This window comes from Treponema sp. UBA785, from assembly GCF_002297065.1.
Classification (GTDB): domain Bacteria; phylum Spirochaetota; class Spirochaetia; order Treponematales; family Treponemataceae; genus Treponema_D.
Window position 1 is genome coordinate 1 of record NZ_DBJD01000089.1, and the last position, 21,716, is coordinate 21,716.

The window sequence follows — 21,716 nt, forward strand, 5'->3', positions numbered from 1 at the left end:
TTAAATTCTTTAAGTGCCATTTTTTATCTCCTTTTTGATTAGCATTTAAAAGCGGGCAAAAAAAATAAGACGCCATAAACAAAACTCCACACACTGCATTTAAAGACAATGATAGCGTTTTATTTACAGCGTCTTTGCCGTATGAAATAAACATAAATTTTTTGTGCAAAATAGTCAATAAACAGCCTCAAAATTCATCAAATTTAACCTAGAAAAAAAATCAGGAGCACACCGCAATCACAAACCGGCTCTCCACGGTTCCGCTTTCGCTCCATCCGCCAAGGCGGACGCATTCGCGCCGTTACGATCCGGGCTGCATTAAAAGTTAAAGAAGCTCAGATTTTCTTTCCATTATAAAATCTATAAAGGTTTTTGCCGCAATCGGAAGCAAATTGTAATTCTTAAACACAACAGCAAGCGTTCTCCTTACAGGCGGCTCTATCGGTACAGAAACAACATCATAGCAAGTTTTGTTCAAAACAAGTTTTGTAAGGATAGAAATGCCCAATTCTTTTTCAACCATAGAAAGAATCGAATAATCATCATGAACACGAAGTTTTATGTCTGGAGAAATTCCCTCAAAACGGAATGCTTCTAAAATCTCGCTGTAAGCCCCTTCTTCTAATAGTAGAAAAGGCTCGTTTTTTAGGTCCTTAAGAGTTACAGATTTCTTTTTAGAAAGCGGATGATTTTTTGGAACAACTGCGCAAAATTCGCCTGTTTTTACAATCTTTGACTCCATTCCGCTTACCGCCGCTGGATTAACAAAACCAAAATCCACAGAGCCGTTCTTTACCCATTCAGCAATGCTTGAATAGTCGCCCTGATGAAGAACCAGTTGAACTTTCGGATATTTTTCCCAAAAAAGTTTTATTATTTCTGGAAGCCAATGGCACGAAACGCTCGAAACTGTTCCAATACGAACAAGACCAGTTTCAAGTCCGCAAATTTCGTCGCAAGTCCGGCGCATCAATTTGTAATGTTCAACGCAATCTTTTATAAAAGGAAAGAGTTTTTCACCGTCCAAAGTAAGTTTTATTCCATATCGAGAACGGTGCAAAAGCTGAACAGAAAGTTCATTTTCTAAAGAAGAAATCATCTGGCTTAACGCTGGCTGCGTACAACCTACAATATCAGCAGCCTTTGTAAAACTGCCAGTCTCAACTACTTTTAGAAACGCAATATACTTATACATTCAAATAACCTTTTTGCATATTAGAATAATAAAAATCAATTTCCCTTATTCATATACTTTATTTTATAATAAGTCAAAAGTTTTCTGAACGCCGGCAAAAGAAAACTTTTATTTTCAACTCAATAAAAAAACGAGGCATAAATATGGATATGAGCAAATTTTTGGTCGATGAATATTTTGAACGCTATGAAAAACAGGCAAAATTTATGATGGGAAGCTCCGATCCGGAATCTCTTTTTCTGAAGGAAGCAGTCTTCGATTTTTCAAAATACAAAGACATTCAACTGGGATACTCACTTGAAAACGGATATTTTCCATTGCTAAAAAAAATTTCGTTACTTTACACTTCTTTAAATGAAAAAAATATTGCGACAATGAACGGCGGCGAAGAAACAATATACACAACAATGCGAGCACTTCTTGACTCTGATGATGAAATCGTTGTTCATCAGCCTTCGTTTCAGTCACTTTCTGTAATTGCAAGAGAAATTGGCTGTAAAATCGTTGAATTTTCACCGACTTTTGAAGACAAATGGAAATTTGACATAAATTTATTTGAATCAAAAGTAACGGAAAACACAAAAGCCATAATACTAAATTATCCGCACAATCCGACCGGAGCCTGCCTTACTGATTCTGAAATGAAAGAAATTGTGCATCTTTGCCGCTCAAAAAATATAATTCTTATTTCAGACGAAGTTTACCGTTTTTTAAGCATTAAAGACGGATATTCAACTAAGTCTTTTGCAGACTTATACGAAAACGCAATTGCATTGGGAAGTTTTTCAAAAACATTCGCTTCTCCAGCGCTGCGCCTTGGCTGGATTGCAACAAAAAACACTAAACTTATGAAAAAAATACTTGCCTACAGACATTTTACAAGCACTTGCATAAACATTTTGAGCCAAATTGCAGGCAGCGAAATTTTAGACAATGCAGAAAAAATAATTCAACGGAACAATTCGATTGCAAAACAAAATGCCATACTTTTAGACGAATTTATAAAAAGACATAAAAACCTGTTTGAATATGTTCCTCCGAAAGGAGCAACTACGGCCTACGTAAAACTTTCTGACCAAAGAAACTCTATGGATTTTTGCATGGAACTGTTAAAAGAAACAGGTGTCCTGATTGTTCCGTCTGTAGTTCTTGAAAAAAAAGATAATTTTTTAAGAATCGGACTTGGACGAAAAAATTTTGCAGAAGCCTTGACCCGTGTAGAAAAATTTTTAGAGGCAAGATAAAAACAGCCGAAAATGGCGTCTGTTTTTATCTTTAAAAGTTTGCGTTGCAAACTTTCTTATTATTGGAGGAACAAAATGAAACAATATGTCGTTGACGCATTTACGGACGAAATTTTTAAAGGGAATCCTGCGGCAGTCTGCATAATGGAAAACTGGATTGACGAAAAACTTATGCAAAAAATCGCAGTTGAAAACAATCTTTCAGAAACTGCATTTGCCGTAAAAGACAAAAAAAAGGGACTTTATAAGTTGCGGTGGTTCACCCCTGGAGGAGAAGTTGAGCTTTGTGGCCATGCAACTCTTGCAACAGCATTTATAATTACAAGATTTTTTGAACCGGAAACAACAGAAATAATATTTGACACTTTAAGCGGTCTTCTTTCTGTAACAAAAAACAGTGAATTTCTTACGTTAAATTTTCCATCATTTAAGCTGAAGCCGATTCCTATAACACAAAAAATAATAAACGCAATCGGAACAAAGCCGCAAGAAGCATATATTGGAGCGGATATTGTATGCGTGCTAAAAAACGAAGAAGAAGTCCGAAACATAAAACCAAATTTTAAAATAATTCAGGAACTTGAAGGCGTTTGCTTCCATGTAACTGCACGAGGAAAAGAATTCGACTGCATAACAAGGTCGTTCGCTCCCAAATGCAACGTTGCAGAAGACCCTGTTTGCGGAAGGGCACACTGCCATATTATTCCACTTTGGACAGAAAAATTAAAAAAAATAAATCTTACAGCATACCAAGCTTCAAGCCGAGGCGGAATTCTCTACTGCCGAACAGAAAAAGACCGGACGATTATCAGCGGAAAAGCAGTCCTTTTTTCCATAGCTGAGATATTTGTGACGCAAGATTCCTGATTTTTCTTGTAAACAACTTTTATGATTTTTTAGCTGGAAAAATATTTGGATAATTCAGAACAAACTTACAAAATCTTACGCCGGATGCGGAGGGCTTTAGTTGTTGAAACAGTTGTGCTTTTGCACAACCGTTTCAACAATGCAGCGAAAGCGAAACCCGAAGCAGCCGGTTGTTAAGTTAAGTTTTATTTTGTGCAAAATTTGATTTTAAACAAAAAAATGCCGTCCAAAATTCAAAAAAAATTCAGACGGCATTCATTTTTTTTTGCTGTTTTTTAGAAAAATTTGCTATTCGGCAAGGCACTTGTCCAACTCGGCAGAAATTGCCTTTTTGTCAAGTTTTTGTCCGATAATACAGAGCTTTATCATTCTGTCGCCGACAGTTTCGTCCCATTCTTTTTGAATTTCCGGGTTCTGTGCAAGGATTTTTTTCTGTTCTTTTGCAGGAGCAGCGGCAATCCACTGTCCAGAATAGCCTGCCTGAATCTGTCTTCCGCTTGTTTCAAAAACCCAGGCCATTTCCGGTTCGTCTGCAAACCACATCAAACCTTTGCAGCGGATAATATTTCTTGGCCATTTTGCCGCAAACTCATCAAGTTTCTGGCGGTCAAACGGCTTACGGCGGAAGTAAATGAATGTTCCGATTCCGTATTCGTCTTCGTCTGCCCCGGAATCTCCATCGTGCTTGTGCTCGTGGTGATGATGCTCATGGCCATGTTCATGCTCGTGATCATGGTCTTCTTCGTGTTCATGTTCATGCTCTTCGTGCTCATGCTCGTCTTCTTCAACTTCATCTTCTTCCAGATGTTTGCACCAGCCGGCAGCGGCATAAACTGTTTCAAAGTCGAATGAATGTGTCGAAAGAATTTCTGCAACATCAACCTTGCCATGGTCAGTTTCGATAATTTTTACGCCAGGATGCAGAGTTTCAATAACCTTGCGGACTTTTTTAAATTCGTCTTCAGTAACAAGGTCTTTTTTGTTGATTACGAGAGTTGAACAGAATTCAATCTGCTGAACCAAAAGCGATTCAATGTCTTCTTCGCCCATGTCTTTTTTGTCGAGAAGTTTGTTTCCGCCGGCAAATTCATCAACCAGACGGGCAGCATCAACAACTCCGACAACATTGTCCAAAACGCCGTTTTTTATAGTTTCGAGTTCCTGAGCAATCGGCATTGGCTCACAAACGCCAGAAGCCTCGATCATAACATAATCGTATTTTCCAGATTTTATGAGATTCTCAATATTCTGCGAAAGCTGAGATTTTAAAGTACAGCAGATACAGCCGTTCGTAAGAGGAACAATGTCCGAAGTGTCGGTGATTTTTGCTCCATCGGCAATCAATTTTGCATCAACATTCACTTCGCCAATATCGTTTACAATAACAGCAACCTTATAACCTTTCTGATTAGAAAGAACCTGATTTAAAAGAGTCGTTTTTCCAGCACCAAGATAACCGCAAAGCAGCGTGATTGGTGTTTTTGCCTTAGCCATAATATCCTCCAAAAAAAACTTCTTATTAAAAAATCTTCCTATTAAAGATAATAAATTTTTCGCAAAAAGACTATAAATTTAAAAAAATTGTAGATAATATAAAAAATCATGAAAAAAACAAACGCAATGAGAATCCTTGACGGTCTCAAAATCAAATACGAAACCTTAAGCTACGAAGACGACGGCGAACACGAGCTCAGCCGAGGAGCCACCGAAAATATCGCGGCAAAACTCGGAATAAATCCAGCCGCCTGTTTTAAGACAATCGTAATGCGAAACGAATCCAAGCAAATTTTCGTTTTTTGCCAAAGCGCGCTTCACGAAATCAACCTGAAAAAAGCCCGCAACGCATCCGCCTCAAAAGAAATCACCACTGTCAAACCCGACGAGCTTCTCGCTTTAACAGGCTACATTCGCGGAGGCTGTTCACCTCTTGGCATGAAAAAAAAGTTTCCGACATTTATCGATCAGACTGCCCTTAATTTTGAAAAAATCTACATAAGCGCCGGAGTCCGCGGACAGCAAATTGTAATTTCGCCAGCCGATTTAGTAAAAGCCACAGACGCCCAGACCGTAGATTTAGTTCTCGAATAATTTTAAAATTTGGACGGCAGGCCGCATTTTAGCAGCAAATTTTGCACAAAAATGCTTATGTCCTCAAAAACCGGCTGCTCCGGGTTCCGCCTTCGCTCCATTGCCGGACGGGCTGCGCAAAAGCCCAGCCTGTCCAGCAACAAAAGCCCTCCGCATCCGGCGTAAGCTGCTATTTTGAAGTCATATTAACAATTCCGTCCCAGTTTACGCTCAACCCGTTTTCAAGATATTCTTTACAGCGCTGAGCGTAAACCAAAGGAGTTTCATCTTCTGGAACAAATTTATTTGCCTTTATAAAAAGTTTTCCTGCTTTTATAAAGTCTCTTTTAAGATAGAGCTCCATTGCATTCTTAAAAATTTCTGCCGCTTCAAGAACATTTTCAGGAAGTTCTTCTTTTAAGCCCAAAATATTCCAAAGCTGAACAGGCTCCGCCCTGCCGACAACGCGTACTCTGTCGAGTTTTCTTGCAAGGATTTTGTCAAAATTTTCGCCGGAATTTGCTTCTTTCCAGGTTGCATCGCTGCACAAAATCCATGATTTATATACTTTATTTACGCCTTCAAGACGGCTTGCAAGGTTTACAGCGTCGCCCATAATCGTATAATTCATTTTTGCGCTTGTTCCCATATTGCCGACAACCATTTCTCCGCTGTTTATACCGATTCTTGTTTCCAATGCCCTAGGAATTGTTCCATCTGCCAAAGCACGCCTGTTAAAAAGAGTTTCTTCCTGCTTCATTCTAATTGCAGAAACACAAGCATTCCATGCAGGATTCTTTAAATCAATCGGAGCGCCAAAAAAACTTACGATTGAATCGCCGATATATTTGTCGATTGTTCCCTGCTCTGCAAGAATTCTGTCCGACATGCTTCCAAGATATTCATTCAAAATGCTTACAAGCTTTGTAGGCGTTACAAGTTCCGAAAAAGCCGAAAAAGACTTTATGTCAGAAAATAACGCTGTCATTCTCTTTTCGTCGCCACCGAGTTTTAATTTTGAAGGATCTTTTACAATTTCTTCAACAACAGCAGGGGCAAGGTAAGTCGAAAAAGCATTTCTGAGCACGCCTTTGTCTTTTTCTGCCGTAACAAAACGCAGGACAACAACAAGCAGATAAGAAAAACTTGTTACAACCACAGGCGCAACAACAGGAACATAAAGTCCCCAAAAGCCCATCAATCCAAACGGCAAGCCGATAGAAATTATTACAGTAAAAATTCCAAACATATTCTGAATCCAGGCTTTTTTTCCGCCGGTGTAAACAACTGACAAAAATGCAAGAAGAGAAGCTATGGCAAAACCTAGGAGCCAGTGAATTTCCCGGACAAAATCCTGGTTCATAATCGTGTTGTAAACATTTGCGTGAGTTCCAACATTTGGATAAGCGCGGTTAAAAGGCGTTGTTCCTAAATCTGTCGTAGAACTTGCAGTATTTCCGACAATACAAAATGAACCGTCATAGGCTTTTTTCTTTTCGTTAAAAGTTCCATGATAGATTTCGTCTTCATTCTTCAGATTTTCGTAAAGAATTTTAATTTCATCTTTTATGTCTATATAATTCTGCTCATCAAGTTCATTTTTCATTTCGTCAAGACGGGAATTTATCTCTTCAAAATAAAAACCGTCAATAAAATTTCTTACACGCTCAAAAAAAGTTTGCCGCGCGTCAAAATAATCAGTGTATTCTTCTGGCAAAATTCCGCCATCGATTGCCTTTCCGTCTTCCGCAAAACCGCGGCATTTTTGCAAAAGAAAAGTTTTATACTGCTTTATGTAATTGTAATCGTTTAAAAGTCCAGAAACTTCTTCTTTGTAGGAAAGCGGCTTTCCCTGTGCGTCCCATAAATTGAATCCATTCAAGGTTTCCAAAAGCGAAACTATTTTTGATTCAGTTTCGTCCAACTGGTAAAGCATTACAACGCTTTCCCGGCGGAAAGAATCGATAAATTCTTTGTTGAGCCAGTTTATCAGCATACGTCCATGAGCATCCAAAGGAATCGTAATATTTATCCGCTCAGCTTCGTTGTCAGGATTCTTTGCATCTATCAATTTTAGAGAAAACGGCATTCTTATAAGTTCTTTCGGCTCAAGTTTTTTTAGAATTGGAGCAAAAGTCAACTGTCCGATATACCCATCATTTTGACGGCTCAAAAGCTCAACGCGTCTTCTCGTTCCATCGCTGTCCAAAACAACATTTGTAAAACCTGCGCCCTTTGCGCCTTTCATAAACTGCTCAAGAGCTGGACAAAATCCAAGTCTGTTGTCTCCGCCCTGGTCAATCAAATAATACTGATTTCCTTTTAAAATCCGTTGTTTTTTGTCCTGAACATTAAAATAAAGGCATTTTTTTCGGACATATTCCAGATATTCAGGAGAATATTTTATATCCAAATCCAAAATATTGACCGTAAGCCAAGTATCTCCAAAAAATTGAATCGCCTTTGCAAAAAGCTCATCGTTGTCTTGAAAACTCGAATTCAAGATGCTTTCTTTTAGAGAATCAAATTCCGGATTAACCCAATCTTCAATCGCGTCAGATGCAAGTTGAATCAAGTCCTTTTTTCCGTACATTCCGCTTACGGCAGCATCAGCAAACTGGCTTATAAAATCCGAAACATCTTTTTTTTGAGAATCGAGGGCATTTCCAATTTCGACAGAGGCTTGAGGATTTACACCAAGATGAGAAGGAGAAAGATATTCAATATCGAAAACTGCTGTTTTTGCGCCGAGTTCCTTCATTCTTAAAAGAGAATTTGCAAAAATATCGCGGCTCCACGGCCATGGCCCTAAATCTTCGAGCGACTTATTGTCAATTTCAACAAAAAGAATTTCTTGCCGGCTTTTAGGTTCTTTTCTAAGCGAAAGCATAAAATCGTAAAGCCTGTAATCAAATTTTTGAAAAAATCCAAAAAATCCAGCACAAGCACAAAGTAAAATTACGAGAAAAACCGCAATTTTATCAATCGACTTTTTTAACAAATTTTTAGAAAGTTTATCTCTCATTATGACAAAAAGTATAACACATGTTATGATTTTATATAGTTAAATTTCAATTCTCTTTTCAAATCATATAAATAGTTTCAATCTCGGAGGAAATATGAAAAAAAGTCTGTTGCTGCTGATTGCTGCATTGCTTTCTTTTTCTGCAGCTGCTCAAAATTCCGAAAAATTAACAGAACTCATCAACTCAAAAACTGCAACTTACGGTCAAGTAGCGTATCTTTACGGAGTTTATTCGGAAAAAATTGATGAAAACGCGTCTTACGAAGAATCGCTCGACGTTCTAAAAGAAAATTTTCCATTAAAAAAAGAAATTTCTTCATCATCACCTGTTACACTCTCAGAACTTTCCTTTATTTTTGCAAAACTTGCAAATTTAAAAGGCGGAATTTTTTATACGCTTTTTTCAAATCCGCATTACGCCTTTAAAGAACTTCAGGCAAAAGAAATTTTACCAGAAAACTCAGATCCATCGCAAAAAGTAAACGGCCGGGATGTAATTGCAATTTTTAATGCCTGCCTTTCGCAAGAATAAAAACTGCAAAAAGACATTTTGTATCGGGAGTAAATATGAAAAAATCGATTCTTACAGTATCCGCTTTTTTTGCAGCAATTTCGCTTTCTGCATTCGATTTTGGCGGAAGCCTTGGAAATAATTCAAAATTTGAGGATACTTTTTCTAACGATGGCCTAAAACTCAATCAAAAAAACTATGCCTCGATTTGGGGACAGGTTCCTTTTCAAGACACAAAAAATTATTTTTTTGTACAGGGACGTTTTCAGCACGAATATGACGCCGACAAAAAAGATTCAACAAATGCAATAAATCTTGACAACGCGCAGTTTGTTTTTTATAAGCAAAATTTTATATTCAACGTTGGACGTTTTTATTATTCAGACATTTCTTCCATTATATATAATCAGAGCGGAGATGGGGCGGAAGTTCAATTTCAACTTCCTGGAATAAAAGCCAGCGCCTACGGTTTTTACACAGGTCTTTTAAATTCCCAGTTTATCACTCTAAACGACTTTGACTATATCGCCGACGAAGACAAAATCTACGATTTATGCGCTAAATATCTTATTGCAGGTTTAAAAGTTGAATTGCCGTCTTTTTTTGGTGAACAGACGTTTTCTGCCGAAGTTTTAAATGCATGCCGGCTTGAAGGGAAAAATTACAACAGGCTTTTTGCAGAAGGAAAACTCGAAGGTCCGGTTTCTGTTTTAAACGGGCTTTTTTACGATTTGACGGCAGCTATCGAATTCTCTAAATACGACGACCAAAAATTCAAAATTGCGAACCTTTCAAAAGCAAGAATTTATTTTTATCCAGGCTTTAAAGATACACAATTTTCTTTCAACGCTGTATACACTACAGGAGAAGAAAAAGACAAAGATTCTTCGGTAAACGCTTTTTCTGCAATTACAAGTTCAACTGCTGTAAATTCGCTCGAAGAACCAGAATTTTCCGGAATCCTTAAAGCCGGGCTTTCTGCTTCAATAAAGCCTGTAAAAAATCTTCTTGTTGCGGCAAATGCAGATGCGGTTTTTAACACAAACAAAAATAAAAACAAATATTCTGGCTTTCAATACAAAGCACTTGCAAACTGGCAGATTTTAAGCGATTTGTTTGCAGGCGCAGAACTTTCACAATTCTTTGACAAAGACAGCTCTGACAACAACAAAACGTCGATTTCGTTGAAAGCAATTCTTACATTCTAAATTATGGAGGAAACAAAATGAAAAAAACAGTAAAAACGTTTGCATTTATTTGTTTAACACTTTTTGGTTCTGTTTGTGCTTTTTCTGCCCCATTTGAAGCAACAGTCGTTTCTGCAAAAGGAAAAACAGAAGTTCAGCGCGCAGGAATATGGACTGCGCTTAAAACAGGAAATTCTGTAAGCCGCGGCGATGTTATTCAGACAGGTTTTAAGTCGGAACTTATTATTAAAATAAAAAATTCGACAGTAACAGTTTCGCCGATGAGCCGAATAACAGTTGAGCAACTCGCCGAAAAAAAAGACAAGGACGAAACAAAACTTTTCTTAGACACAGGTTCTCTAAGGTCAAACGTAAAAAAAACAGAAGACCGCAGAATTGGTTTTACAGTTCGCTCACCAGTTGCAACCGCTTCTGTCCGCGGAACTGAATTCAGCGTAAAAAACATTTACGGCGGAACAGAAATTATCGGTTACGAAGGCGAAACTACAGCCTGGAAATCTTCTCAGCCACAGCAACCGGAAATTGCAGCTACAGAAGATGATGACATTGAAATTGAAGAAAACAATTCTGAATCAATTTCTAGAGGTCAATCAGGAGCAGTTATCGTAAGAAAACACACTAAATCTTCTTATACAGAAAATTCTTCTACTTCACCAAAAGAAAATTTGAAAAAAATGTCGGAAAACATCGGCAAACTAGAAAGTTATGATCCAACCAATCAAAATTCATCAAAACGCTCAAATCTCCTTATAAATATTACGATAAAAGAATAAATGAATCAGATAAAATTTAAAAAAATCTCAAAGAACGTAGTTTTTATAAGCGCGTTCTTTGCTGTTTGTGCAGCAGGATTTACAAGTTGCACAAAAGAACAAAAAACACAGCCAGCGGCTACAGAAGAAATTCAAACCGAAGAACAGAAAACTGCCGTCAAAATAAACAGTTTGGACGAACAGACAAAAGAATATCTTTCCGGCAAAACAATTGCCGTAGTTTTAGGACACAGCTACAACGATTTGCAAACTGTCGAAAAAATAAAACAGCTTTTGAACATAAATTACGGTGTCAAAACTGACGAAACGGAAGCTTTAATAACAATTTTGGTTTATCCGGAAGATTTTTTAGTTGCAGGAAAACCAAGAATCAGTTCAATTTATTCAAAACTTGAAGACAAAAATCTTGCAGGAATAATAACATTTGGCGCTCCAGAAGGACTTTGCAACGCACTTGCAAGACTCGAAGACCTTTCTATAAAACAGCAGGAAGAAAACAAAAACGAAAAAGTTTTTAAACGTTCATATCCAGTTTTTTCATTTTTTCAACAAGACGACACGCTCGGTTCCGAATCGACGGCAGATTTTGTCCTCGACTATACTCCAAAGCAAAATTCTCTCGAAATGGAGCAAACTGCAAACATTCCAGATTTTGACACAAGTTCAATGCTTTTAAATGCAATCGATGAAATGCTAAAACTTCGCGCCCCGCTTGAAATCAATAAAAATTTAATTCAAGTTGTGCAAAAAATTGTCGGGAAACAAAAACAGGTTTCAAATTACACAGATTATGAATCCGGATTAAAAGCCGCAAATCATTTTATTTTTAACTGATGCCCCTAATTCAAGAAAAAACAAAAAATCTCGCAAACAAAGAAACTGCAAAAATTCTAGTTATTTCGGACAGCCACGGTCAAACAAAAAATTTGCGCTCTGTTCTGGAATCTCAAAAAAATACCTGCGATGCCCTAGTTTTTACAGGCGACGGAATGCTAGATTTAATAACAATTATGGAAGAAGACTTTAACTCTCCTCCAGAACACAAAATTTTGCCAGAAAATGTAATTTTTGTCCGCGGAAACGGAGATTCGCCTTATTACAAAATTTTTACAGATAAACCGCAAATTTTACAAATTCAAGAAGATGCCAGCTTTACGGTTGCACACAAAAAATTTTTTGTAACACATGGACATTTTTTTGGAGTTTATTATTCAACACAGGAATTGCTCGATTATCTTGAAAAAAACAAATTTGACGCAGGACTTTTCGGCCATACACACGTGCCATTTGCCAAAATTTCAAAAGATATTCTGCTTTTAAATCCCGGAAGTATTTCATTACCAAGAAAAAATTCAAAAAAAAGCTACGCAGTTTTGACAGTCACAAAAGAAAACATAAAATATGAATTTTTTGAGCTTTGATTTTGAAATTTTTCTGCAAAACAAAACTTAGAAGAAAAAATCATCCATTTTAAAGCCACAATAATCGTGTCCAGGATAAACCAAAGTCTTTCCGTCTACGTCCTGCTTTAACTTTTTAAGGCTCTGCATCATCAAAACTTCGTTTCCGCCAAGGTCTGTCCGTCCATAACTTCCGTAAAAAACAGTATCGCCACTCAAAAGCAATTTTTCGGATTCGTTGTAAAGGCAGACACTTCCCATCGTGTGTCCTGGTGTATGAAGAATTTTCCAGTTTTTAAGAGAATCTTTTACTTTTTTCGAAAGTCCGCCGGAAAAATGTTCCATACAGTCAAAAAGTGTTTTATTATCTTCCAAAAAACAGTCGGCAGAAGGAAGATTTTTTACCGCGCTTAAAAAATCAGAAAACCCGATTGCATCAAGTTCTTCTTTTTGAATTTTAGAAGCGTCCTTGCCAATCATTTGAGAATCAGCATTGTGAATTAAAATAGGAATATTCGGATAAAATTCTTTCAAAACAGGAAGCCCGGCAACATGGTCAAAATGACCGTGAGTTAAAACAAGTGCGACCGGCTCTTTTTTGTTTTCTTTTAAATAATCAGAAATTACGGTTTTGTCTCCGCAATATTCGCAGCTGGCGGGATCTACGATAAAAACCTTATTTTCACAAAGATCTACAACCATGGAATTTACACCGAGCGGACCCGTTCTTAAAATTTTTACCATAAAAAGCCTCTGCAAAAAAAACAAATTCGCAAAAAAAAGCATTGAGCTCTTAAAAATCAAAATTTTCAAAAACTCAATGCCATTTAAATTTTACAGATCAGCAGAAGAACTTGAGCGAGGCTTGCGGAGAGCCATGATTTCTTCGTCTGTCATTTCAATTGGCGCTTTTTCCATTTCTTTTGCAAAAGCAGCCTGCTGAGCAACAGTATCCGAATTTGAAGCGGTAAAACTGTCAACAATCGGCGCAGACTTGTTTTCTACATTTGGAACTCTTTCATTGTTAATGTATTCTTCTGCAGGTTCGCTTTCTTTTTCAGAAAACTCAGCGGCATCTTTCTTTTCAGAATAACTAACAGAAAGTTTGCGGCCGCGCCAGTCAAAATCGTTGAGCGCAGAAATTGCCTTGTCTGCATCTTCTTTGAAAAGCTCAACAAAAGAATAATTTGCAAGAACTTTGATATTTCCGATGCGTTCGCGTTCAATTCCAGCTTCGTTGATAAAAAGACCAAGAAGATCGCGTGCAAATACATGACGGTTGCGTCCAATGCTTACAAAAACTGTCGCAGCATTTTCTGGTGCGATTTCTACACGAGGACTGCGTTCTTTTGGCTCGCTCTCAGAATTTTCCTGACGTTCTTTTCTTTCTTCGTAGCGGTTGCGACGATTTTCCTCACGGCGTTCACGGAAATTTTCGCGTGCTGTCCTGTTCGGATTAAAGCGATAGATTGCGCCTTTTGAAGCCTGCAAAAGAAAAGCGGCAACATAAGAGCGTCTTGTAAGAGGAACATTTTTCTTAAAAACTTTTTTAAGTTCTTCGTAATATTCCGGATTTGATTCTACTTTAGAAACTGCGTTTTTCAAAAAAGCAGCTACCTGATCCATGTTAAGTTCAGTTTCACGTCTGTTAAAAGCCATTTTGATACTCCTAAAAAAAATGCCTTAAATTAAATAGGCTTTAGTTCAATTCAGCCACAAAAGCAAAATCTTTTTCTTCAAAACCTAAATCGGTCAATGTTGATTTTAGCATTTTTGGCACAAATGAATTGTTAATTATAAAAAATTGAATTCCGTCTTCGGTTAAAGTGGAAATGCTTCTTGATAAAAGCTCTCTGGCAATTCCAAGCCCACGGTAATTCTGATTTACAAAAAGGGCGTTTAAAAATGCAACCTTTTTACTGGACAAACCCGAATATAAAACACAACCGGCAAACTCGTCCGACAAAGTACGGCAAACAAAACCGCCAGTACAGTTTTTAGTCAGAGCGTTGATTGAATCAAACTGATCTTTTAGTTGTAAAGAAATAGCTGAACCAAGTTCACCTGAAAATTGAATTTTTAATTCTTCAAAAAAAGCACTTGCTAAAAAAGCAACATTTCCGCTGTCCATATCCGCAGAAAATGTCCGGAAAGCAAAGTCTTCAAGAACCAGATCATCATATTCGTAAAAGTCTTGCTCTAAAGTTTCCAGCCCCCACGACTCCCGCAGTGCGTTGTACCATTCGCAAACCATTTTTTTCATTTCTTTGTTCTTAAAAGAATGAAATCTTCTGTCCGCTTCAGGATACTTTTTTAATGTATTTTTAAAATTTCTGAAAACCCCCCGTCCTTCAAGTAAAATCTGTTTAAGTTCGCCGCAAGCCTTTATGCCTTTGTACTTTGCAATAAAATTTTCAAGCAAACTGTAGCCGTCGGCACTAGTCCACAACGGCAGCGAATAAATATTTTCCTCATCAACCGATTCTGGCTCACACTGAACAATCCTGGAATTTTTCGCATCCAAACCAAAATTTTGCTGCTGATTTTCCATGGCGAACAAAATGTCTGTGCACAAAGAATCAGTTAATTCAAAAAACATCGATTACCCTTTTTTATGTTGATTGCCCTAATATAACACAAAATTTATGCTTCGGGCAACTCTTTGCGGCTCGAAACAATAGTTCCGACAATGCCATAATCCGCCGCTTCCTGAGCAGTAAGCCAATGATCTCGTTCTGTATCTTTTTTTACAGTTTCAAAATCTTTTCCAGTCGCTTCTGCAATCAATTTTGTAAGAGTTTCGCGCGATTTTGAAATTTCCTGAGCAGTAATCTCAATATCAGTTGCAACACCGCGGCTTCCGCCCATCAAAGGCTGATGAATCAAAAAATGGCTGTTCGGCAAACTAAAGCGTCTTTCTTTTGGAACAGACAAAAACAAGGTTACACCCATGCTCGCAATAAGTCCCATTCCAATTGTATAAACAGGAGCATTTATAAAGCGAATCATATCGTAAAGTCCAAAACCGTCGTCGATTGAGCCTCCTGGAGAATCAATGTAAAGATAAATCGGTTTATCAGAATCTGCTTCAAGAACAAGAAGCTGCTTTACAATTTTTTCAACCAGTTCTTCGTTCACTTCGCCGCTGACAACAATCTGGCGAGTTTTTAAAAGTTTCTCAGCAAAAGCGTCTGCAGAAACTTTTTTTTCTTTTTTTTCGTCTTCATCAATAAATTTAGCCATACTTAAAATATATAAAAATTCCCGCTTATTGTCTAATGAAAAAATCAGAAAAGACAGGAGGGGAAAGCCTTCCCCTGCGCTGCAACCACGGCAAAATTGCCGCGTTTTCCGCTACCCCTTCTCCTGGGGGAAAATTCCCCCAAGCCCCCTTAAATCAGTTTTCGTTTGCTCCAGCCCTGCAAAATACGCTGCTGGTTTTCGTCCGTGGAAAGCAAAAATTTTGCAAACATTTCATTTGTCTGTGCAAATTCCTGAGCAAGAATTATCTGCTCGTCTGCCGTAAAATTAGAAAGCACGTAGTCGGCAATGTCGCGGTTTTGAGGTTTTGTAAGTCCAAAACGCAGCCGCCAGAAATCGGCAGTTCCAAAAGCAGACTTCATTGAACGAAGGCCGTTGTGCCCTCCAAGACCGCCGCTCCATTTTAAGCTGACAGTTCCCAAAGGAAGCTCAAGCTCATCGTGAACAACTAAAATTTCTTCCGGAAGAATTTTATAAAACCGGGCAAGTTCTCCAACGCTTTCTCCGCTCAAATTCATATAAGTAAGCGGTTTTAAAAAGTAGATTTTATCTGGAGAGCCTTCCGGCACAATCGGGTCAGAACCGTCTTTTTTAGAATACATTCCTGTTTCTGCAAACCAATGTGCGAGCACAGAAGTTTCTATAACAGCATAGTCGCCTTTAAATTTATTCTGAAAGTTCAATCTGTTGTAAAAAGGAAGCTGCGCAGCAAACTGCCAGGCAACATTGTGCCGAGTTTTTTCGTACTCGCTGCCATAATTTCCTAAAAAAGCCACAAGTTTAATCATTAAAAGCCTCAGTTTTTTGTATTTATTTATAGAAATAAATTATACCAATTCGCGTAAACTGTGTAAAAGGACAGATTTTTTTATATATTCAGGGCTTGCGGCAGGGATCGGAAGGGACGCGAAGCGTGTGTTTTTGCCTGCAAAAATACCGGAGGCAAAAGCCGTAGCCCTGGAGAGCCCGTTTTTTGCGCAGCAAAAAGCCGCCCGATTAAAAAACTTTTTTATGCAAATTTAGCGGTTTGCGATTGAAGTTTTTTTATGTCCGATATATATTATTTAAGCGCTCCAAAAACACTAAATATAGCGTTTTTTGGGGCTTTTTTATCATTTTTGACACTACCATATTTTTCAATTTGTCAAGTGATTTTCTAAAAATTCTTAAAATATTTTTCGGAGGAAAACTATAAAATGAAGATTATCAAAAGAAATGGCGTGGAAGTTATTTTTGACATAAAAAAAATCATAACGGCAATTTCGAAGGCAAATGCCGAAGTTCCGCTCAGCGACCAGCTTTCTGACAATCAAATTAAATCTATCGCAGAAAATATCGAAAATGCCTGCGCTTCTGAAAATCACGAAATGAACGTCGAAGCTATTCAGGACATGGTCGAAAAAGAAATTATGAAGGCTGGCGCTTTTGATATTGCAAAAAAATATATTACTTATCGTTACCAGCACGAACTTATGCGCAAGGCAAACACGACCGACAAGCAGATTCTTTCGCTGCTTGAATGCCAGAACGAAGAAGTTAAGCAGGAAAATTCAAATAAAAACTCGACTGTTGTTTCGGTTCAGCGCGATTACATGGCTGGAGAAGTTTCTAAAGATATTACAAAACGATTTTTGCTCGACGAAGACATTGTACAGGCGCACAACGAAGGCATTATTCACTTTCACGATGCTGACTATTTTGCCCAGCACATGCATAACTGCGACCTTGTAAACCTGGAAGACATGCTCCAAAACGGAACTGTTATTTCCGGCACAAGAATCGACAAGCCTCATTCTTTTTCTACAGCTTGCAACATTGCAACTCAGATTATTGCTCAGGTTGCTTCGAGCCAATACGGAGGCCAGTCAATTTCGCTCGCACATCTCGCTCCTTTTGTTGATGTAAGCCGCAAAAAGATTATCCGCGAAATGAACTTAATTGCCGAAAAAACAGGTCTGCACTACAACCCGGAACAGTTTAAGGAAATTGTAGAAATGCGCCTTAAGGACGAAATTACCCGTGGTGTTCAGATGATTCAGTATCAGGTTGTAACACTGATGACGACAAACGGCCAAAGCCCTTTTGTTACGGTCTTTATGTATTTGAACGAAGTTAAAGACGAACAGACAAAGTCCGACCTTGCGCTCATTATTGAGGAAGTTTTAAAGCAGCGTTTTCAGGGCGTTAAAAACGAGGCAGGTTTCTGGGTTACTCCAGCATTTCCTAAACTGATTTATGTTCTTGAATCTGACAATATTTCTGAAGACGGAAAATATTTTTATTTGACAGAACTGGCTGCAAAATGTACAGCGCGCCGCCTTGTACCAGATTATATTTCCGAAAAAAAGATGATGGAACTCAAAGACGGAAACTGTTATCCTTGCATGGGATGCCGTTCGTTCCTTACTGTTTACCACGATCCTCAAACAAACAGACCAAAATTCTACGGCCGTTTTAATCAGGGCGTTGTAACAATCAACCTTGTCGATGTAGCATGCTCGTCTGGCGGAAATATGGACGCTTTCTGGAAGATTTTTGACGAACGCCTTCAGTTGTGCTTCAGAGCTCTTATGGCCCGTCATAACAGGCTGTTGAATACTCCGAGCGATGTTGCCCCGATTTTGTGGCAAAATGGCGCTCTTGCGCGTCTTGAAAAAGGCGAAGTAATAAACAAGCTTTTGTACGGCGGATATTCAACTATTTCTCTCGGATACGCAGGACTTTGCGAATGTACAAAATACATGACTGGAAAACCTCATACAGATCCAGAAGCAACTCCTTTTGCCTTAAAAATAATGCGCTACATGAACACAAAATGTGCCGAATGGCGCGACCAGACAAACATTGCATTCTCGCTCTACGGGACTCCTCTCGAGTCAACAACTTACAAATTTGCAAAATGCTTAAAACGTCGTTTTGGCGAAATTGAAGGCGTAACAGACAAAAACTACATTACAAATTCTTATCACGTGCATGTGACTGAACAGGTTGATGCATTCGCAAAACTCACATTTGAAAGCCAGTTCCAGGAGCTTTCTCCAGGCGGCGCTGTAAGTTATGTCGAAGTTCCAAATATGGAAAACAATATTCCTGCTGTAATCGCTCTGCTCAAGCATATTTACGAAAACATAATGTATGCTGAACTGAACACAAAATCCGACTGCTGCCAAAAATGCGGTTACACTGGCGAAATTCGGGTTGTCGCAGATGCTGACGGAAAATTGGTTTGGCAATGTCCAAACTGCGGAAACACAGATCAGACAAAAATGAATGTTGCCCGCCGAACCTGTGGCTACATCGGAACACAATACTGGAATCAGGGACGCACGCAAGAAATTAAAGAGCGCGTTTTGCATCTGTAAAAAATGTACTACGGCGAAATAAAAAAAATCGACATTGCAAACGGGCTTGGAGTTAGAGTAAGCCTGTTTGTAAGCGGCTGCAGAAATAAATGTCCAGGCTGCTTTAATCAGATGACGTGGAATTTTAACTACGGCCAGGAATTTACTCAAAAAACAGAAGAAGAAATTCTCGAAGCCCTAAAGCCAGAATATATTCAAGGGCTTACCGTTCTTGGCGGTGAGCCTTTTGAAGAAGAAAATCAGCGCGTCCTTGCGCCATTTTTGGAAAAAGTCCGTGCAATATTCCCAAAAAAAACAATCTGGTGCTATAGCGGCTACATTTACGACATAGATTTAAAACCTTCCGATGGACGCAAGCACTGCGAAGTAACAGACCGCATGCTCGACTGCATCGATGTTCTCGTGGACGGACCATTTAAACAGGAATTAAAAGACATAACCTTAAATTACCGCGGGAGCAGCAACCAGCGCATTTTATGGCTAAAAGAAAACAAACCGGTAAATTCAATCGACTAATCAAAACGATTTGTAAATAAAAAAAACTCTGTCCAAAAAACAAGGTTCTGAACAGAGTTTTGTTACTTACTTGGTCTGATATAAACTAAAGGCCTTTTATTTCCTTTGCTTTTGCGCAAATTGTGTCCTGCAGAACTTTTTTGTCGCCGGCTGCAGAATCTATAAGGCGGACAAAAACTGAGCCTGCTACGACTCCTTCGACATAAGGCGCTATTGCCTGTGCCTGCTCTTTTCCGTGAATTCCAAATCCACCGTAAATTTCCGGAACAAAACCGCTTTTATTTTGACGTTTTAATTTTTTTAAGAATTCAACTGTATGAGAGTCGACTTTTGTGTCCATTCCAGTAATTCCTGCACGCAAAGCCGCATAAATCGTCTTAAAACCAAAGTCCAGCATTTTTTGAAGGCGTTCGTCCGTCATGCTTGGAGCCGCAACAGGAATATTTTCCATTCCGTATTTTTTGCAGGCAACAGAAAGACCTTCGTCGCAGTCAAACGGCAAGTCTGGAATAATCATTGCATTTACGCCAACCTCGCTTGCTCTCCGGCAAAAATTATCAACACCAGGAGTAAAAATCAGGGAAGCATAAGACATTATTGCAATTTTTACATTTGGAAAGCTTTTATGCAATTTTGCGATAAAATCCAAGCCGTTTTGTGTTGTTGCTCCGTTTGCAAGAACAGTTGAACATGCGTTTTGAATTACAGGACCGTCTGCACTTGGATCAGAAAACGGCAGCTGAATTTCCAAAAAGTCGGCTCCGCCTTTTACGAGAGCTTCAGCGGCAGCAAAAGAAATTTCAGGATTTGGATAATTTGCAACTAAGTGCGACATCAATTTTATCATAATTTTTTTCCTTAATTTTGGTGATTGAATCTGCAAAACCTGCGTTAGGGATTGTAGGGGCGGCGAAGCCGTTCGCAACGCGAATGAAGCGCGGTTAGGCGCGGAACCCCGAAAAGCCCGGCTGACAGCCGCTTTTTGCGGCTGTCAGAACGCCCAAATTTTAATATTTTTCGTGAACATCTTTATTTTCTTCAAGACGCTTTAATTCGCTTTTTAGAAACTCTTTCCATTCTTCAGGACGGAAAACAGGGCTTGTAATAAAAACGTCCTTGTCGCCTCGTCCTGACATATTTATGACAATCGCCTTGTCTTTTGGAACTTTAGGCGCAAGTTTCATTGCATAAGCCGCCGCGTGTGAACTTTCGAGAGCCATAAGGATTCCTTCGTTTTTTGCAAAAAAATTAACGGCTTCGAGAGCTTCATTGTCGCGGATTGCTTCAAAAGTGATTCGGCCGGTTTTTCCAAGCATTGCAAGCTGAGGACTGATTCCAAGGTAGTCAAGTCCCGCAGAAATCGAACTTGTTTTTTGAGATTGGCCGTCGGCATCTATCAAAAAACGGCTTTTAAAACCTTGCATAATTCCGTCGCGCGCAGAATTTCCAACCATGCGGCTTGCGTTGTTTCCAATTTCCGGTCCACTTCCACCACCTTCCGCACCATAAAGTTTGATTTTTTCGTCCTTAAAGAATGGGGCAAAAAATCCAGAAGCATTAGAACCGCCGCCGACACAGGCAACAAGAGAATCAATCTGGATATTGCGCTCTGCACACTGTTTTTTTACTTCTTCGCCGATTATGGATTGAAAAGTGCGAACCATGTCAGGGAAAGGAGCTGGTCCCAAGGCAGAACCAAGACAGTAATGTGTAGTTTCAAAATTAGTAGCCCAGTCGCGCATAGCTTCATTTACAGCGTCCTTTAATGTGCGAGAGCCTGTTTTTACGGCAACAACTTTCGCACCGTAAAGCTCCATTGAAGCCACATTTGGCTGCTGACGGCGAACATCGACTTCTCCCTGATAAATTACGCACTGCATTCCAAGTTTTGCACAGGCTGCGGCTGTTGCGACTCCATGCTGCCCTGCGCCTGTTTCTGCAATAATCCGCTTTTTTCCCATTTTTTTTGCAAGCAAAACCTGACCAATAGCATTGTTAATTTTGTGAGCGCCAGTATTTGCCAAGCCTTCGAGTTTTATGAAAATTTTTCCGCCACCCAAAAGTTCAGTAGCGCGTTCAGCAAACATAAGCGGAGTTTCGCGGCCAATATAATCGCGACGCAAAATGTTCAGTTCTTCTAAAAAATCCTTGTCGTGAATATAAAAATTAAAAGCCGAATCAAGTTCGTCAATCGCCGAATGTAAAATTTCAGGAATATATTTCCCGCCGTAATCACCAAAAAAACCGTCAATAGATTCTTCGTACATGTATATTTCTCCAGTTATTT

The 21,716-nt window shown here is 38.8% G+C and carries 20 protein-coding genes; 10 read left to right on the plus strand and 10 right to left on the minus strand.

Features of this window, described 5'->3' with window-relative positions:
• Nucleotides 1-325 precede the first annotated feature (325 nt).
• Nucleotides 326-1,195, minus strand: a complete 870-nt coding sequence (locus B2X33_RS07710; protein WP_296022986.1) for a LysR substrate-binding domain-containing protein — start codon at nt 1,193-1,195, stop codon at nt 326-328.
• A 149-nt stretch (nt 1,196-1,344) separates the two neighbouring features.
• On the opposite strand from B2X33_RS07710, the gene B2X33_RS07715 reads away from it, so the two are divergent.
• Both B2X33_RS07715 and B2X33_RS07720 read left to right on the plus strand, forming a co-directional pair.
• Nucleotides 1,345-2,439, plus strand: a complete 1,095-nt coding sequence (locus tag B2X33_RS07715; protein WP_296668808.1) for a pyridoxal phosphate-dependent aminotransferase — start codon at nt 1,345-1,347, stop codon at nt 2,437-2,439.
• Between the two features lie 75 nt (nt 2,440-2,514).
• Nucleotides 2,515-3,306, plus strand: coding sequence for a PhzF family protein (locus tag B2X33_RS07720; protein WP_296022977.1), 792 nt, complete (start codon nt 2,515-2,517; stop codon nt 3,304-3,306).
• Nucleotides 3,307-3,594: 288 nt separating this feature from the next.
• Here the strand turns inward: B2X33_RS07720 and B2X33_RS07725 are convergent, their stop codons facing one another.
• Nucleotides 3,595-4,800 carry a CobW family GTP-binding protein gene (locus tag B2X33_RS07725; protein WP_296668810.1) on the minus strand — a complete coding sequence of 402 codons (1,206 nt, stop codon included), beginning with the start codon at nt 4,798-4,800 and terminating at the stop codon, nt 3,595-3,597.
• A gap of 108 nt (nt 4,801-4,908) precedes the next feature.
• On the opposite strand from B2X33_RS07725, the gene ybaK reads away from it, so the two are divergent.
• Nucleotides 4,909-5,394: a Cys-tRNA(Pro) deacylase gene (gene ybaK / locus B2X33_RS07730; protein WP_296668811.1), complete on the plus strand. Its 486-nt coding sequence runs from the start codon at nt 4,909-4,911 to the stop codon at nt 5,392-5,394.
• A 169-nt stretch (nt 5,395-5,563) separates the two neighbouring features.
• Here the strand turns inward: ybaK and B2X33_RS07735 are convergent, their stop codons facing one another.
• The gene (locus B2X33_RS07735; RefSeq protein ID WP_296668814.1) at nt 5,564-8,398 is read right to left on the minus strand and encodes a CHASE2 domain-containing protein; all 2,835 of its coding nucleotides are present in this window, start codon (nt 8,396-8,398) and stop codon (nt 5,564-5,566) included.
• 94 nt (nt 8,399-8,492) lie between these two features.
• Between B2X33_RS07735 and B2X33_RS07740 the strand changes: the two genes are divergently transcribed.
• Genes B2X33_RS07740 through B2X33_RS07760 form a run of 5 tightly spaced genes read left to right on the plus strand, consistent with a single transcriptional unit; the run spans nt 8,493 to nt 12,311 of the window.
• Nucleotides 8,493-8,930: a hypothetical protein gene (locus tag B2X33_RS07740; protein WP_296668815.1), complete on the plus strand. Its 438-nt coding sequence runs from the start codon at nt 8,493-8,495 to the stop codon at nt 8,928-8,930.
• A 35-nt stretch (nt 8,931-8,965) separates the two neighbouring features.
• Complete coding sequence (locus B2X33_RS07745) at nt 8,966-10,117, plus strand: hypothetical protein (protein WP_296668817.1); 1,152 nt, start codon at nt 8,966-8,968, stop codon at nt 10,115-10,117.
• A gap of 17 nt (nt 10,118-10,134) precedes the next feature.
• The gene (locus B2X33_RS07750) at nt 10,135-10,890 is read left to right on the plus strand and encodes a FecR family protein (RefSeq protein WP_296668818.1); all 756 of its coding nucleotides are present in this window, start codon (nt 10,135-10,137) and stop codon (nt 10,888-10,890) included.
• Nucleotides 10,891-11,724, plus strand: coding sequence for a hypothetical protein (locus B2X33_RS07755; RefSeq protein ID WP_296022954.1), 834 nt, complete (start codon nt 10,891-10,893; stop codon nt 11,722-11,724). It abuts the gene before it with no gap.
• Nucleotides 11,724-12,311 carry a metallophosphoesterase gene (locus tag B2X33_RS07760; protein WP_296668820.1) on the plus strand — a complete coding sequence of 196 codons (588 nt, stop codon included), beginning with the start codon at nt 11,724-11,726 and terminating at the stop codon, nt 12,309-12,311. Before B2X33_RS07755 ends, B2X33_RS07760 begins: the two co-directional genes overlap by 1 nt.
• Nucleotides 12,312-12,338: 27 nt before the next feature.
• On the opposite strand, the gene B2X33_RS07765 is transcribed toward B2X33_RS07760, so the two are convergent.
• The 5 genes from B2X33_RS07765 to pth form a co-directional block, all read right to left on the minus strand.
• Nucleotides 12,339-13,034 carry an MBL fold metallo-hydrolase gene (locus tag B2X33_RS07765; protein WP_296668822.1) on the minus strand — a complete coding sequence of 232 codons (696 nt, stop codon included), beginning with the start codon at nt 13,032-13,034 and terminating at the stop codon, nt 12,339-12,341.
• Nucleotides 13,035-13,124: 90 nt separating this feature from the next.
• Nucleotides 13,125-13,949 carry a DbpA RNA binding domain-containing protein gene (locus tag B2X33_RS07770; RefSeq protein ID WP_296022946.1) on the minus strand — a complete coding sequence of 275 codons (825 nt, stop codon included), beginning with the start codon at nt 13,947-13,949 and terminating at the stop codon, nt 13,125-13,127.
• 40 nt (nt 13,950-13,989) lie between these two features.
• Nucleotides 13,990-14,889 carry a GNAT family N-acetyltransferase gene (locus B2X33_RS07775; protein WP_296668825.1) on the minus strand — a complete coding sequence of 300 codons (900 nt, stop codon included), beginning with the start codon at nt 14,887-14,889 and terminating at the stop codon, nt 13,990-13,992.
• A 44-nt stretch (nt 14,890-14,933) separates the two neighbouring features.
• A complete protein-coding gene (locus B2X33_RS07780; protein ID WP_296022941.1) occupies nt 14,934-15,533 on the minus strand; it encodes an ATP-dependent Clp protease proteolytic subunit in 600 nt (199 codons plus the stop codon).
• A gap of 149 nt (nt 15,534-15,682) precedes the next feature.
• Complete coding sequence (gene pth, locus B2X33_RS07785) at nt 15,683-16,339, minus strand: aminoacyl-tRNA hydrolase (RefSeq protein WP_296022940.1); 657 nt, start codon at nt 16,337-16,339, stop codon at nt 15,683-15,685.
• A 408-nt stretch (nt 16,340-16,747) separates the two neighbouring features.
• On the opposite strand from pth, the gene nrdD reads away from it, so the two are divergent.
• Both nrdD and nrdG read left to right on the plus strand, forming a co-directional pair.
• On the plus strand, nt 16,748-18,913 hold the full coding sequence (gene nrdD / locus B2X33_RS07790; RefSeq protein WP_296022936.1) for an anaerobic ribonucleoside-triphosphate reductase: 2,166 nt from the start codon (nt 16,748-16,750) through the stop codon (nt 18,911-18,913).
• Between the two features lie 3 nt (nt 18,914-18,916).
• Nucleotides 18,917-19,429 (plus strand): anaerobic ribonucleoside-triphosphate reductase activating protein, encoded by a 513-nt coding sequence (nrdG, locus tag B2X33_RS07795; RefSeq protein WP_296668827.1) that lies wholly within the window; start codon nt 18,917-18,919, stop codon nt 19,427-19,429.
• Nucleotides 19,430-19,514: 85 nt separating this feature from the next.
• Here the strand turns inward: nrdG and trpA are convergent, their stop codons facing one another.
• Together trpA and trpB are read right to left on the minus strand one after the other, a co-directional pair.
• The gene (gene trpA, locus B2X33_RS07800; RefSeq protein ID WP_349675716.1) at nt 19,515-20,354 is read right to left on the minus strand and encodes a tryptophan synthase subunit alpha; all 840 of its coding nucleotides are present in this window, start codon (nt 20,352-20,354) and stop codon (nt 19,515-19,517) included.
• An 82-nt stretch (nt 20,355-20,436) separates the two neighbouring features.
• Complete coding sequence (trpB, locus tag B2X33_RS07805) at nt 20,437-21,696, minus strand: tryptophan synthase subunit beta (RefSeq protein WP_296668831.1); 1,260 nt, start codon at nt 21,694-21,696, stop codon at nt 20,437-20,439.
• Between the last annotated feature and the right edge of the window lie 20 nt (nt 21,697-21,716).

Excerpts from the sequence above, each read along its gene's own strand:
- B2X33_RS07710 (WP_296022986.1), bottom strand. The coding sequence starts at position 1,195 with ATGTATAAGTATATTGCGTTTCTAAAAGTAGTTGAGACTGGCAGTTTT.
- B2X33_RS07715 (WP_296668808.1), top strand. The coding sequence starts at position 1,345 with ATGAGCAAATTTTTGGTCGATGAATATTTTGAACGCTATGAAAAACAG.
- B2X33_RS07720 (WP_296022977.1), top strand. The coding sequence starts at position 2,515 with ATGAAACAATATGTCGTTGACGCATTTACGGACGAAATTTTTAAAGGG.
- B2X33_RS07725 (WP_296668810.1), bottom strand. The coding sequence starts at position 4,800 with ATGGCTAAGGCAAAAACACCAATCACGCTGCTTTGCGGTTATCTTGGT.
- ybaK (WP_296668811.1), top strand. The coding sequence starts at position 4,909 with ATGAAAAAAACAAACGCAATGAGAATCCTTGACGGTCTCAAAATCAAA.
- B2X33_RS07735 (WP_296668814.1), bottom strand. The coding sequence starts at position 8,398 with ATGAGAGATAAACTTTCTAAAAATTTGTTAAAAAAGTCGATTGATAAA.
- B2X33_RS07740 (WP_296668815.1), top strand. The coding sequence starts at position 8,493 with ATGAAAAAAAGTCTGTTGCTGCTGATTGCTGCATTGCTTTCTTTTTCT.
- B2X33_RS07745 (WP_296668817.1), top strand. The coding sequence starts at position 8,966 with ATGAAAAAATCGATTCTTACAGTATCCGCTTTTTTTGCAGCAATTTCG.
- B2X33_RS07750 (WP_296668818.1), top strand. The coding sequence starts at position 10,135 with ATGAAAAAAACAGTAAAAACGTTTGCATTTATTTGTTTAACACTTTTT.
- B2X33_RS07755 (WP_296022954.1), top strand. The coding sequence starts at position 10,891 with ATGAATCAGATAAAATTTAAAAAAATCTCAAAGAACGTAGTTTTTATA.
- B2X33_RS07760 (WP_296668820.1), top strand. The coding sequence starts at position 11,724 with ATGCCCCTAATTCAAGAAAAAACAAAAAATCTCGCAAACAAAGAAACT.
- B2X33_RS07765 (WP_296668822.1), bottom strand. The coding sequence starts at position 13,034 with ATGGTAAAAATTTTAAGAACGGGTCCGCTCGGTGTAAATTCCATGGTT.
- B2X33_RS07770 (WP_296022946.1), bottom strand. The coding sequence starts at position 13,949 with ATGGCTTTTAACAGACGTGAAACTGAACTTAACATGGATCAGGTAGCT.
- B2X33_RS07775 (WP_296668825.1), bottom strand. The coding sequence starts at position 14,889 with ATGTTTTTTGAATTAACTGATTCTTTGTGCACAGACATTTTGTTCGCC.
- B2X33_RS07780 (WP_296022941.1), bottom strand. The coding sequence starts at position 15,533 with ATGGCTAAATTTATTGATGAAGACGAAAAAAAAGAAAAAAAAGTTTCT.
- pth (WP_296022940.1), bottom strand. The coding sequence starts at position 16,339 with ATGATTAAACTTGTGGCTTTTTTAGGAAATTATGGCAGCGAGTACGAA.
- nrdD (WP_296022936.1), top strand. The coding sequence starts at position 16,748 with ATGAAGATTATCAAAAGAAATGGCGTGGAAGTTATTTTTGACATAAAA.
- nrdG (WP_296668827.1), top strand. The coding sequence starts at position 18,917 with ATGTACTACGGCGAAATAAAAAAAATCGACATTGCAAACGGGCTTGGA.
- trpB (WP_296668831.1), bottom strand. The coding sequence starts at position 21,696 with ATGTACGAAGAATCTATTGACGGTTTTTTTGGTGATTACGGCGGGAAA.